This is a genomic window from Amycolatopsis sp. NPDC059021 (assembly GCF_042739895.1).
Lineage (GTDB): Bacteria > Actinomycetota > Actinomycetes > Mycobacteriales > Pseudonocardiaceae > Amycolatopsis.
Window position 1 is genome coordinate 1 of the sequence record NZ_JBHYIQ010000034.1, and the last position, 12,759, is coordinate 12,759.

The 12,759-nt window shown below is 70.6% G+C and carries 11 protein-coding genes; 8 read left to right on the forward strand and 3 right to left on the reverse strand.

Annotated elements, in window-relative coordinates:
- Positions 1–62 precede the first annotated feature (62 nt).
- Positions 63–1,427: a M14 family zinc carboxypeptidase gene (locus ACFWX1_RS20990; protein WP_378389697.1), complete on the reverse strand. Its 1,365-nt coding sequence runs from the start codon at positions 1,425–1,427 to the stop codon at positions 63–65.
- 185 nt (positions 1,428–1,612) lie between these two features.
- On the opposite strand from ACFWX1_RS20990, the gene ndk reads away from it, so the two are divergent.
- The 4 genes from ndk (at position 1,613) to ACFWX1_RS21010 (ending at position 7,303) form a co-directional block, all read left to right on the forward strand.
- Positions 1,613–2,023, forward strand: coding sequence for a nucleoside-diphosphate kinase (gene ndk / locus ACFWX1_RS20995; RefSeq protein WP_378389699.1), 411 nt, complete (start codon positions 1,613–1,615; stop codon positions 2,021–2,023).
- 76 nt (positions 2,024–2,099) lie between these two features.
- Positions 2,100–2,849 (forward strand): maleylpyruvate isomerase family mycothiol-dependent enzyme, encoded by a 750-nt coding sequence (locus tag ACFWX1_RS21000; protein WP_378389701.1) that lies wholly within the window; start codon positions 2,100–2,102, stop codon positions 2,847–2,849.
- A 165-nt stretch (positions 2,850–3,014) separates the two neighbouring features.
- Complete coding sequence (locus ACFWX1_RS21005; protein ID WP_378389703.1) at positions 3,015–3,905, forward strand: ArsR/SmtB family transcription factor; 891 nt, start codon at positions 3,015–3,017, stop codon at positions 3,903–3,905.
- 71 nt (positions 3,906–3,976) lie between these two features.
- A complete protein-coding gene (locus ACFWX1_RS21010) occupies positions 3,977–7,303 on the forward strand; it encodes a phosphodiester glycosidase family protein (protein WP_378389829.1) in 3,327 nt (1,108 codons plus the stop codon).
- Here the strand turns inward: ACFWX1_RS21010 and ACFWX1_RS21015 are convergent.
- Positions 7,263–7,718, reverse strand: coding sequence for a MerR family transcriptional regulator (locus ACFWX1_RS21015; RefSeq protein WP_378389705.1), 456 nt, complete (start codon positions 7,716–7,718; stop codon positions 7,263–7,265). The genes ACFWX1_RS21010 and ACFWX1_RS21015 overlap by 41 nt on opposite strands.
- 116 nt (positions 7,719–7,834) lie before the next feature.
- Between ACFWX1_RS21015 and ACFWX1_RS21020 the strand changes: the two genes are divergently transcribed.
- Entirely contained in the window at positions 7,835–8,908 is a 1,074-nt protein-coding gene (locus ACFWX1_RS21020) for an alkene reductase (protein ID WP_378389707.1), read from the forward strand.
- A gap of 97 nt (positions 8,909–9,005) precedes the next feature.
- Here ACFWX1_RS21020 and ACFWX1_RS21025 read toward each other — a convergent pair whose 3' ends face one another.
- The gene (locus ACFWX1_RS21025; protein WP_378389709.1) at positions 9,006–10,046 is read right to left on the reverse strand and encodes a M14 family zinc carboxypeptidase; all 1,041 of its coding nucleotides are present in this window, start codon (positions 10,044–10,046) and stop codon (positions 9,006–9,008) included.
- 100 nt (positions 10,047–10,146) lie between these two features.
- Between ACFWX1_RS21025 and ACFWX1_RS21030 the strand changes: the two genes are divergently transcribed.
- From ACFWX1_RS21030 to ACFWX1_RS21040, 3 genes are read left to right on the forward strand one after another with little or no spacing between them, the layout of a single operon-like run.
- Positions 10,147–11,121, forward strand: coding sequence for an ABC transporter ATP-binding protein (locus tag ACFWX1_RS21030; RefSeq protein ID WP_378389831.1), 975 nt, complete (start codon positions 10,147–10,149; stop codon positions 11,119–11,121).
- Complete coding sequence (locus tag ACFWX1_RS21035) at positions 11,108–11,914, forward strand: ABC transporter permease (RefSeq protein ID WP_378389711.1); 807 nt, start codon at positions 11,108–11,110, stop codon at positions 11,912–11,914. The genes ACFWX1_RS21030 and ACFWX1_RS21035 overlap by 14 nt, the downstream gene beginning before the upstream one ends.
- A gap of 1 nt (position 11,915) precedes the next feature.
- Positions 11,916–12,740 carry an ABC transporter permease gene (locus ACFWX1_RS21040; RefSeq protein WP_378389713.1) on the forward strand — a complete coding sequence of 275 codons (825 nt, stop codon included), beginning with the start codon at positions 11,916–11,918 and terminating at the stop codon, positions 12,738–12,740.
- Positions 12,741–12,759: the final 19 nt, after the last annotated feature.

Sequence of the window (12,759 nt, forward strand, 5' to 3'; positions counted from 1 at the left end):
CTCCTTTACAGCGCTCAACGCTGTAAAGGAGGCCTTCACGGACCACGCAGCGAGCCCCGGGATCACTTGTAGGGGGAGGGGGCCTTGCTCGCCAGGTAGTTGAACGTCTTCTGCATGTACGGCCAGAAAGTACCGTCCACACAGGAGAACTGCGGGGTGAAGCCGTCGCACGAACCGCCGTTGTCGCCCAGCTCGATGGTGAACGACGCGATTCCGAGCTTGCCGTAGGCCAGATCGTCCGAACCGCCAGCGGCGTCGTAGAGCAGCTCACCGGCCTGGCCTGCCTTGTAGCCGGAGAACTTCGACATGTCCGCGCCCATCGCGCGGAACTGCGCGTCGCTCGGCGTGTGCGTGGTGTGGGTGTACTCCCACGGCAGGATGATGATGCCCGCGTAGCTGTGCAGCATCAGCGCCGTGCCACGCGCGTTCGCGTCCGGCTTGTCGTCGGGGCCGTCGGCGCGGTGGTCGCCGAAGAGGTTGGCCCACAACTGTTCCAGCGCCTTCGTCTCCGGTTCGGAGTCCGCGGAACCGTTCGACGTCGACGTCGTCTGGTCGCACTTGCTGGTGTTGCTTTCCCAGTGGTAGCCGAAGTTGCGGTTGAGGTCGACGCCGGGCTGGCTGCCCGCGCTGTCGCCGCACTGCCGCAGATCCGCGTCGGTGAAGTCGGCGTTCTTCCGGTGCAGTTTCGGGCTGTTCCCGCCGGACTGCACGATGTTCACCCCGTCCGGGTTCACGATCGGCACGACCCAGATCTCGGTCGTGTCGAGCAGCTTCGTGACCTCGGAATCCTTGCCGTAGCCGTTGACCAGGTAGTTGATGTACTTGTACGACATCTCGCCGGTCGCGATCTCGCGCGCGTGGATCTGCGACTGGAGCAGGAACCGCGGCTTCTTCGAGTCCGGCTTCTGCTCGCAGTCGCCCGAGGCCTTCTTGGTGATGCAGACGGCCTTGAGGTCGTATCCGCCCTGGCCCTGCTGCTTGCGCCACGACTGGCCGTAGCTCACCACGGTCGCCAGGTCGGGGTGCGCGCTCGCGGCGGCGTCCATGTTGGCGTAGTGCGCGTTGACCGTGTGGTAGCCGCCGTAGTACGTCTCGTCCTGCGGCGCCGCGCCGGGGGCAAGCGACGGCGCGGACCACGGCGCCTGCTGCAGGTGCCTGCTCACCTCGGCGCGCAGGCCGAGCCGCTCGAGCTGGGCACCGGTGTTCCCGTCGCCCACGACGATCACGTCGTTGCCGTCGCGCTTGACGACTTCGAGCCCCGCGGATTCGAGCGCCTCGCCCTTCGGATAGGCGTCGTGGACGCGGTATTCGATGACGTCCTGGCTGTTCGTATCGCCTGCCTGCGCTCCCGGACCGGCAGCGAAGCCCAGTGACGCGAGCAGCACGGCCGCGCCGGCGACCGTCGTGGCCGCGCGGAGTTTCCGCATGGTGCCTCCTCGAGGTGTGCTGAACTGACCGCGAAGAGTAGGTGCCCGGACGCCAGGATGTTACCGACTCACGTAGGGAATTGGTGAAAAACCGCCAGGAGTCGTGGACGGCGTTCAAGACCCCGGGGCCGGGTCGGCTAGGCTCGCCTCCGTTAACACGATTTCACACAGGGAGAAACACCGTCGTGACTGAACGCACGCTCGTCCTGGTCAAGCCCGATGGCGTGGCGCGCGGCCTCGTCGGCGAGGTCATCTCGCGCATCGAGCGCAAGGGGCTCAAGCTGGCCGCGCTGGAGCTGCGCACCGTTCCCCGTTCGCTGGCCGAGGAGCACTACGCCGAGCACAAGGAGCGCCCGTTCTTCGGCGACCTCCTGGAGTTCATCACGTCCGGTCCGGTCGTCGCGCTCGCCGTCGAGGGCCCGCGCGCGATCGCCGCGTTCCGCCAGCTCGCCGGGGGCACCGACCCAGTCGAGAAGGCCACCCCCGGCACCCTGCGCGGCGACTTCGCGCTGGAGACGCAGTACAACCTGGTCCACGGTTCGGACGGCGCCGAGTCGGCCGAGCGCGAGCTGAAGCTCTGGTTCCCCGACCTCTGATCGGCGAACGGGACGCGGGGGAGGACTCGGTCTTCCCCCGCGTTTTTGTCGGTGTGTGTGGTTAGAGTCCTGAGCCATGACCACACTCCCGTTCCCGCCGGAGAGCTACGTCGCCCCGCTGCGCTCGCTGACAGCGGGCTTCGCCGAGGTGCTGCGCACCGCCGACCACACGGCACCGGTGCCGTGCTGTGAACCCTGGACGCTCGCGGATCTCGGTGCCCACCTCGGGAACGTGCACCGCTGGGCGGCCAAGACCGTCGAGGCCGGTGAACCCCAGCCACAGGATTTCGACGCGCCCATCACCGGCGACCTCGCGGACTGGTACGCCGAGGGCGCCGAGGTGCTGCTGGCCGCGCTCGCGGCGGCCCGGCCGGAGGATCCGTGCTGGCATTTCGCCGGGACGCCCAAGGTCAAGGCGTTCTGGTTCCGCCGCCAGACCCACGAGACCGCCGTCCACCTGGTCGACGCACACCGCGCGGCGGGTACCGCGTTCGCGCTGGACCCGGCGATCGCGGCCGACGGCGTCGACGAGGTGCTCACGGCGATGCTGCCCAGAGTCACGCGCTGGACAGCGCCGCCGCCGCTGCCAGGGCCGCTGGTGCTCACCGCCACCGACACCGGGGACAGCTGGACGCTGCGTCCCGGAGCCGAGGGCGAGCCACCCGCGCTCGGTCCGGCCACCGAACCGGCCGCGACGGTCGAAGCGACGGCGTCGGATCTGTTGTTCCTGTTGTGGAAACGCAGGCCGCTCGCCGAAGTGGCACCGCGGATCTCCGGCACGGAAAGCGTCGCCACCGGATTTCTCACCGCGAAGCTGACTCCCTGAACACCTTCCCCTGCCGGAATCCGTGGTGTCCGGCCCTGTTCCGGCACGGAACGAGCAGGGGAGTCCGAGCAGGTACGACGCATTTCGGATGACGCCGAAATGGCGAATATCCAGCGCCGAAATGGTGGATATCACGGAGAATGCGCCACTAGTAACGTGCGCTGAGTGCTCCGTATCCACTTCACCGGCGAAGACCTCGGACAGGTGCGCATCGCCGGGGAAGCCGATGCGTGCTGGGAAGCCTGGCTGAGCCTGCGGCTCCTGCGGGCGAGGGCGGGTCCGTCGTTGTTCGAACCGTGGCGCCGCCGCGTGCTGGCCCAGCGGGTGAGCGATCGTTCACTCGCGGCCGCGCTGCGCGTGCTGGCCGCGGTGTCCGACGCGCCCGAGCCCGTTGTTTCGGGCCCGTACGAGCGGGCGCTGTCCGACTACTACGACGCGGCGATCGCGCCGTATCACGAGCATGTGCTCATGCGGCTGGACGCGGACCGCGCGGTGCGGGCGCGGGCCTTCCTCGACGGCGGGGTCGACGCGCTGCTGGCGAGCCTGCGGCCGGGCGCGGTGTGGCGCTCGCCGGTGCTCGAACTGGCCGCCAAATCCGGCGAGGTCCGGCTCGGCGGGCGCGGGGTGCGGCTCATTCCGTCGTACTTCTGCCTGGCGCCGATCCTGGTACCCGCCAACGGATGCGGCCCCGCGCTGCTGTACCCGGTCGACCGCACGGTGCCGTGCTGCACCGGCGGGACGAATGGGCGGGCGTCGGCGGCGCTCGCGGCCTTGCTCGGCCGCACCAGGGCTTTGGTGCTGCGGATGCTGGAATCCGGTGCGAGCACGAGCGAACTGGCCCAGCGGCTGAACATCGCGCCCGCCTCGGCGAGCGAACACGCTCGCGTGCTGCGGGAGGCGGGACTGGTCACGAGTCACCGCGTGAGCCGCGCCGTTCTGCACACCCTCACCCCGCTCGGCCGGTCGCTGCTGGAAGGCGGATGCCAACCGCCGTACGCCGTTCAGGGCGTGTTCACCGCGAAGTCTTTCGCAGGCAGTGCCGGTGGGTTGAGCTGATTGGGCTGAACCACTCGATTCTGGGGTAACTCGTGCTCAAGTCACGCCTGGCGTTCTTCGCCGCCGCCGTAGTGCTGTCCTCCTCGGCGCCGGCCGCTTCCGCGGTCGCCGACCCGCTGGCCGCGCCGCTCGGCCCGCCACCGGTCGAAGGTGCTCCCGCCGCGTCGTCCGCCCATGAGGGTCCGGCCGTTTTCGCCGCCGCCCCACCGGACGACGGCCTCGTCACCGGCACCGCCACGACACCGGTCGCGCCCGGCCTGAACCTCACCCAGTTCGACCGCTTCGACCCGCGGGGCTGGATCCGCGGCGACACGCTGGCCGTCGATCTCACGAACAAGACGCTGAAGCCGACCTACCTGAGCCCTGGCACGGTTTCGGCCAGGACCCCGCTGTCGCAGCAGCTTTCACGGTCGGGCGCGATCGCCGGGGTGAACGGCGACTTCTTCGACATCAACGCCACCGGCGCGCCGATCGGCGTCGGGATCGACCGCGGGCAGCTGCAGACCGCGCCCGCCGCCGGGCACAACCTGACCGCCTCGATCACCGACGAGGGCAAGGCGCGGCTCGCCGAGATCTTTCTCGAAGCGAGCGTGTCCTTGCCCGGTGGGAACACCGTCCGCGCGGCCAACTTCAACAGCCCCGTGCTCGGCGGCGACGCGATCGGCGTCTACACCCCGCTGTGGGGCGCTTCCCCGCGGCGCACGTCGGTGGCGGGCGCGCGGCGGGTCGCCGAGGTGGAGATCCGTGACGGCGTCGTCGCCCAGGTCCGTGACACCCCGGCGGACGGTCCGATCCCGGCGGGCAGCACGGTGCTGCTTGCCAGGGACGCCGGTGCCGACACGCTCGCCGCGCTGCGTCCCGGTGACCCGGTCGCGGTGTCCTACGCGCCGCGTTCGGACGCCGGGAAGATCGCGGTCGCCGTGGGTGGCAACAAGGTGCTGGTCAAGGGCGGGCAGGTCCAACCGGTGGACGACGTCGCCATGCACCCGCGCACCGCGGTCGGCTTCTCCGCCGACGGCAGCCGGATGTGGCTGGCCACAGTGGACGGCCGGCAGGCGGACAGCCGGGGCATGACCGAACTGGAACTGGCCAGGCACATGGCATCGCTCGGCGCCTCCGACGCGATCAACCTCGACGGCGGCGGCTCCTCGACACTGCTCGCCCGCGCCGAGGGCGAGCGCGACGCGAGCGTGCGCAACTCGCCGTCCGACGGCGGGGAACGCCTGGTGCCCAATGGGATCGGCATCGCGACCACACCCGGCAGCGGCCGGCTCACCGGGTTCTCGCCGGTGCCCGCGCGCGACAGCCGCAACGCCACCAGAGTCCTTTCCGGACTGTCGCGCAAGCTGATCGCCGACGGCCACGACGAAACCGGCGCCGCCGTCGATGCGCGGCCTCGCTGGAGCACGTCGAACCCGCTGCGTGGCACCGTGACGGACGGCCTGTTCACCGCGCACCCCGACTTCCTCCGGCCGGACGCGCGCGCCGATGTCGATGTCTTCGCCCGCCAGGGCCGCGCTTCCGGCAAGACGACGCTTTCCGTGCTGGGCAAGCCGATCCGGCTCGGCACCAGCACCGAGCAGGTCGCGTTGTCCGGCGCCGGGGCGAAGGGAACCTTCCAGGTCTTCGGCTACGACGCCGACGGCTACGGCACGTGGATCGAGCCGGACGACGTCAAGCTCGACTACGACCACTCGGCGTTCCGTATCGAACCCGACGGCGACGGATTCGCCGTCACGGCGCTGACGGCGTCGGGCGCCACCGCGATCACCGCCACGGTGGCGGGGCTGAGCACGCATCTGGGCGCGTCGGCGGGCACCGAACGGCGGATCGCGTCTCCTTTGGACGGTCCGGCGGGCTGGACGGCGTCGGTGTACCCGGCGGTCGTCGGCGCGGCGCTGTCCTCGGCGCCGGGGCACGACGGAACGGCGGGCCTCGCGCTCGACTACCGGCTCACCGGCACCACGGCGACCAGGGCGGCCTACGTGAACGCCGCCGCGCCGCTGCCCGTCCCGGCGGGCACCCAGCGGATCGGCCTGTGGGTCGACGGCGACGGAAAGGGCGCCTGGCTGCGTGCCGAACTGCGCGACGCCGCGAACGTACCGTCCGTTGTGGACCTCGCGCGCAAGGTGGACTGGACGGGCTGGCGGTACGTCACCGCGAACGTCCCGGCGGGACTGCCCGACGGACAGCGGCTGGTCCGGTTCTACGCCGTCGAGAACGTCCCCGATCGGCAGTATTCGGGCCATCTCGTGTTCGACGATCTCACCTTCGAGGTGTCGCCGGCGGCTCCCGTGCCCGCCGACCCGCGGCCGCGTGATCCCGCGCTGGCCGGCGTGACCGGCAACGGCGGTCTGCGGGTCGCGGTCGTCAGCGACGCGCAGTTCACCGCGGACGATCCGAACGGGCCGCTGGTCGCCCAGGCACGGCGCGCGTTGCGCGAGGCCGTCGCCGCGAAACCGGATCTCGTGCTCATCAACGGCGACTTCGTCGACCGCGGCACGGCCCCCGATTTCGTGCTCGCCCGCAGGATCCTGGCCGAGGAACTGGACGGCAAGGTGCCCTGGCACTACGTGCCCGGCAACCACGAGGCCGACGGCGGGCACGGGCTCGCCGAGTTCGAGGCGGCGTTCGGCGCGACGCACCGGGTCGTGGACGTGCGCGGGATCCGGCTGGTGCTGATGGACTCCTCGCGCGGAACCTTGCGCGCCGGCGGGTTCGACCAGGTCCGGATGCTGCGCGAGGCACTCGACGGCGCGAAGGCCGACCGGTCCGTCCGCGGTGTCGTGGTCGCGATGCACCATCCGGTCGCCGATCCGAGCCCGACCGGCAACTCGCAGCTGGGCGACCGCAAGGAAGCCGAGCTGCTGAGCACCTGGCTCACCGGCTTCGAACAGGCCTCCGGCAAACCCGCCGCGTCGATCGCCTCGCACGCGGGCGTGTTCGCCCTGTCCCGCACGGACGGCGTGCCGTATCTGGTGAACGGCAACTCCGGCAAGGCGCCGGCCGCCGCTCCCGGCGACGGCGGGTTCGTCGGCTGGACACTGGTGCGGGTCGACCCGGGCGACCGGGGGCAGCCGGTGCGGTTCCAGACCCGGCCCAACGTCGACGCGCTGACCGTGTCGGGCCCCGATGCTTTGCGTCCCGGCGCGCACGCCGACATCCGCGCCGAGCTGACCCAGGGCACGCGGACCGTCCCGGCCGCCTATCCGGTCAGCGCGGACTGGACCGGCGGCTGGGGTACGCACATCGCGACGGGGCTCTGGCCGCCCGCGCCGTGGGACGTCGCTTCGTTCGACCCGGCTACCGGCGTGCTGACCGCGCTGCGGCCCGGCGTCGCGCGCCTGTCGGTGACGGTCAACGGCGTGACCCGGAGCCTCGCGGTGCCGATCCGCTGAGGGTGACGCGGCGAGAGGCTCCGGGCGAGGGAACCGTGCAAGCGGACAACCCCGACCGGGGCCTCTCGCGATACTGCCGGTTGATGGTCATGAGCTCGTCGAGCGCGTCGCGGGTGCGGATGAGCTCGGTGATGTGGTCGGACAGCCGGTCGCGTTCCTGGGCCATCCGCTCGAACGCGGCGTCGGAGTTGTCCTCGCTGGGCGAATCGACGCAGGGGAGCAGTTCGGCGATGGTGCTGCTGGACAGCCCGGCGGCGTAGAGCCGCTGAAGCAGCGCGACCCGGCCCACCGCCTCGGCCGCGTAGTGGCGCTGCCCACCGGCGCTCCGCGTGCTGGTCAGCAGCCGCTGCTCCTCGTAGTACCGCAGGGACCGGACACTGGCCCCGGTCTGCTCAGCCAACTCCCCGATGCGCACCGCGCCCTCCTTCGTATGAGCTGCGACACAATGCTTTGAACCTCACGTCCATGTCAGATTCTAGCGTGGGTGTCACGTCCGGGTCCGGACGCTCCGGAACACGAAGGAGTCTTGACGTGACAACCCTTTTCGACAGCTACCGGCTCGGCGACCTGACGTTGCCCAACCGGGTGGTGATGGCCCCGATGAGCCGGGTCCGGGCCGCCGCCGGTGGCCTGGCGACGCCGTCGATGGCGACGTACTACGCCCAGCGGGCGACGGCCGGGCTGATCGTGGGCGAGGGGGTGCAGCCGAGTCTGATCGGGCAGTCCAACCCGGGGACGCCGGGCTTGCACACCGACGAGCAGGTCGCTTCGTGGCGGCCCGTGACCGCGGCCGTGCACGCCAACGGCGGCCGGATCTTCGCCCAGATCATGCACGGCGGGCGCGTCTCGCATCCCGACACCACCGGTCTGCGGCCGGTCGGGCCCTCGGCCGTGCCCGGCGCCGGGGACGTGTTCACGCCGACCGGTCCGCAGCCCATGCCGGTCCCGCGTGCCCTGGAGACCGTCGAAGTCCCCGAGCACGCCGAGTCGTACGCGCTGGCCGCGCGCCGCGCCGTCGACGCCGGTTTCGACGGCGTGGAGCTGCACGGCGCCAACGGCTACCTGATCTCGCAGTTCCTTTCCACGAACGCCAACCTGCGTACCGACCGCTACGGGGGCTCGGTGGCCAACCGGATCCGGTTCGCCGTCGAAGCGGTGTCCGCCACCGTGGACGCCGTCGGCGGCGCCAGGACCGGCATCCGCCTCTCGCCGGGCGCGACGTTCTGGGGCGTCGAGGACTCCGACGTTCCCGAGCTCTACGCCGCGCTGCTGACCGAACTGGCCCGGCTCGAGGTGGCCTACGTCCATCTCGAAGCCACCGCCGACGAGGAGGTGCTGGTCGGCCTGCGCCGTGCGTGGCCGGGCACCCTCATCATGAACCCGGTGTATCCGATGGGGCCGAAGCAGGCCGGAAAGGCCGAAGCCGATCACTGGCTCGGGCTGGGCGCCGAACTCATCAGCTTCGGCCGCGCGTTCATCGCGAACCCCGATCTCGTCGAACGGCTGCGGAACGCGCTGCCGATCGCGCCCGTCGACGAAGCCACCTATTACCAGGGCGGCGACGCGGGCTACCTGACCTACTCCGCCTACCAGCACACTGCCTGACACCGTCCTTTATGGACACCAAGTTCCGTGAAGGCCTCCTTCACAGCGCTCAGCGCCGGTAAGGAGTCCTTCACGGAAGGCGGGAGCGGCGGCGCACTCAGTCCAGTGCCGGTTCCGACGTCCGGAGTGCCGACGGGATCGGCTTGCCCCGCGGCGGAATCGCGTCCGCCTGAGCGGGATCGACGTGCCGCAACGATCCATTCGCGGCCGTTCCCGCGATCGCGAGCATCGAGGCCAGCGCCGACCGGATCTGCTTCTGCTCGTACGCCGCGCCCTGGTCGCTCAGCTCGATCAGCACGCTCCCGCTGCCGCGCAACCCGTAGGCGTTCCTGGCGATGCCTTCGTAATCGCCGCCGGGATACTGCGACACGTTCCCGCCCGCCGCCTCGATGGAACGCTTGGCCACCACGGTGATCTGCTTCGCGAAGTCCACTTCGGACGGCCGGGTGGCCGGATGCGTCGGCCACATCGCGGACGCGGTGATCTCGCGCCCCTTGTCGTCCTGGTAGCGCCCCTGCATGTGGTAGTCCACCACGATGCCGGGGTCGAACGCGGTGTACCGGCGCTGGATCAGCCCGGCTTCCGTGGCCGGATTCCGTGCCGGGTCCAGCGAGGGATTGTGGTAGCGGTTGATGTCGTAGCCCTTGCCGCGCTCCCCGAACTCCGGGGTCGCGGCCGGGTCGTAGTTGTACCGCCAGTCGTGCTCGTGCCCGTCCGGGTTCGCGCGCACCACGATGTCCACGGTCACGCGCGAAAGCAGCCACCGCTGCCACGCGCTGTGCCCCACGCCGACGCGGCGCAGGAACTCGAGCGCGGCGGGGGTGCCCAGCGGCTCGTCGCCGTGCTGCTGGGTGACGTACTGGACGCGCACCGGGCCGTGGCCCACCCGCGCCGCCCACACCGGACGGTGCTCGTTGGTCCGGCCGATCTCGGCGAGCCGGATCTCGCCGTGGCTCCGTCGCGCCAGTTCGCGCAGCTCGGCGGCCAGTCGCGCGGTGTCCGGCCGTGGATCGACGGCGGTGACGCCCGCGACGGCGTCCGCCGGAGTGTCCACAGTGGCCTGTGCGGTGACCGGTGCGGCGAGCAGGGCGGTGCCGGTCAGCGCGGCCAGCAGGGCGATTCGCGGCTTGTGGGTCATGGTGTCCGAGTATGGGCGGGCCGGGCGAAGGTCAACAAGGTCCGTTCGGCGGCACCTGCCCCCGCGCTAAAGCGGTCGTGTTTTGTCGGTGGTGGGATCTATCGTGCGAGGGGTGGGAGAGTCAGCGGAAGATCCGGCACTGGTCCAGGCGAAGGCGCTGGTCAAGCGGTTCGGTGAGTTCGAGGCCGTGCGCGGCATCGATGTCGAGGTGCGCCGGGGCGAGGCCTTCGGGTTCCTCGGCCCGAACGGCGCGGGCAAGTCCTCCACCATGCGCATGATCGCGTGCGTGTCCCCGCGCACCGACGGTGAGCTGCGGGTACTCGGCCTGGATCCGGACGTCGCGGGCCCGCGCGTCCGCGCGCGGCTGGGCGTGGTGCCGCAGCAGGACAACCTCGACGTCGAGCTGACGGTGCGGCAGAACCTGCACGTCTACGGCCGGTACTTCGGCCTGTCCCGGGCGGCGGTCCGGCGCAAGGCCGAGGAGCTGATGGAGTTCGCGCAGCTGTCCGATCGCGCCGACGATCAGGTGGACCCCCTCTCCGGCGGCATGAAGCGGCGCCTGACGATCGCGCGTTCGCTGGTCAACGACCCGGAGCTCCTCCTGCTCGACGAGCCGACCACCGGCCTCGACCCGCAGGCCCGCCACCTGCTGTGGGACCGGCTCTTCCGGCTCAAGGCCCAGGGCACCACGCTCATCGTCACGACGCATTACATGGACGAGGCCGAGCAGCTGTGCGACAGGCTGGTCGTCATGGACGGCGGCCGGATCGTCGCCGAGGGATCGCCGACGGAGCTGATCACCCGCTACTCCACCCGGGAGGTCGTCGAACTGCGCTTTCCCACGGGGGAGCAGGAAACCGCCGCCCGCCGGGTCGAGGACCTCGCCGAGCGCGCCGAGGTCCTGCCCGATCGCGTCCTGCTCTACAGCATGGCCGGGGAGGCGACGCTCGAACAGGTCCACGCACGCGGGCTGCGGCCACTGTCCAGCCTGGTCACCTCGGGTACCAGGGATCACCTTGTGTGCCAGGGAGAAGTCGTCGTGAGTTGTCTGGGGAGGGGTAGTGGAGTCGGTTAGCTCTACGGGGCGGGTCGTGGGGGCGTGGCACGGGGCCTGGTTGCGGGTCGAGGGGCACTGGACCTGGTACCGGCGCTACTGGCTGGCCACGCTGTACTCGACCGGGCTGCAGCCCGTGCTGTTCCTCGCGGCGATGGGGCTCGGCTTCGGCTCGCAGGTGCGGGCGGGACCTGTCACCGGCGGGGTCTCGTACCTCGCGTACGTCGCCCCCGCCATGCTCGTGGCGGGCGCGGCGCAGCAGGGGATCGGCGATTCCAGCTATCCGGTGCTGTCCGGGTTCAAATGGCAGCGCGACTACCTGGCGGTCACGGCCACCCCGGTCTCCCCGGGACAGGTGCTCGGCGGGCACCTCATCTGGACGGCGATCCGGCTCACCCTGTCCGGGATCGTCTACGCCGTCATCGCCGCGCTCTTCGGCGCCTGGTCGAACGCGGGAGTGCTCGCGGTGATCGTCGCGGGCACGGTCACGGGGCTCGCCTGCGCCACACCGATGGTGGCGATCGCGGCGAAGACGTTCGACGAGGGCGTGCGGTTCGGACTGATCTTCCGTTTCGTGGTGATGCCGATGACGTTGTTCTCCGGCACGTTCTTCCCGATCACCCAGCTGCCGCTCGTGCTGCGCTGGCTGGCCTGGATTTCCCCGCTGTGGCACGGAACCCAGCTCTCCCGCGCGGTCAGTGTCGGCGGGGTGGGCGCCTGGGCCGCGCTCGGGCACCTGGCCTTCCTGCTCGCGTTGTTCGCCGTCGGCTGGGCGTGCGCGCACCGTTTCTTCTACCGACGTCTGGTGGTGTGAGATGACCGTGCTCGCCGAACCCGCGCGCCGCGGCCTGCTGCTGCGTATCCTGCCGCCCGCCCTCTACAGCGGCAGGCCGTCCGCGGTCATCGAGCGGTCGGTGGTGGTGTACCGCCGCTCGTGGATGATTCTGGTTTCCGGTGTCTTCGAGCCGTTCTTCTACCTGCTCGCCTTCCAGCTGGGCTTCGGACGGCTGGTCACCGAGGTCGCCGGCCCGGACGGCCGCCCGATGAGTTACGTCGCCTTCGTGGCTCCGGCGCTGCTCGCGACCTCGGCGATGAACGGCGCGGTCTACGAGTGCTACAACGTTTTCTTCAAGTTGCGCTACGGCAAGCTGTACGACGCCATGCTCGCCACCCCGATCGGCCCGCTCGACGTGGCCGCGGGGGAGATCGGCTGGGCGGTGCTGCGCGGCGGGCTCTACTCGGTCGCCTTCCTCGGCGTGACCGGGGCGATGGGACTGCTCACCTCGTGGTGGGCGCTGGCGCTGCTCCCGGTGGCGCTGCTGGTCACGTTCGCGTTCGCGGCGATCAGCATGGCGCTGGTGACGTTCCTGAAGTCGACCTCGCAGTTCGACTATATCAACCTCGTGCTGATGCCGATGTTCCTGTTCTCCACCACGTTCTTCCCGCTGACGGTCTACCCGGAGGCGCTGCAGTGGGTGGTGCGGTGTTTCCCGCTGTACCACGGGATCGAGCTGATGCGCGGCCTCGCCGTCGGGGCGCTTTCCCCGGGAATGCTGGGAAATCTGGCCTATCTGCTGGCGCTGGCGGTGATCGGCGTTGTCGGCTCCACCCGCCGCATCGGCGAGCTCCTGCTCACCTGACCGCCGGGCGGTAACCCGT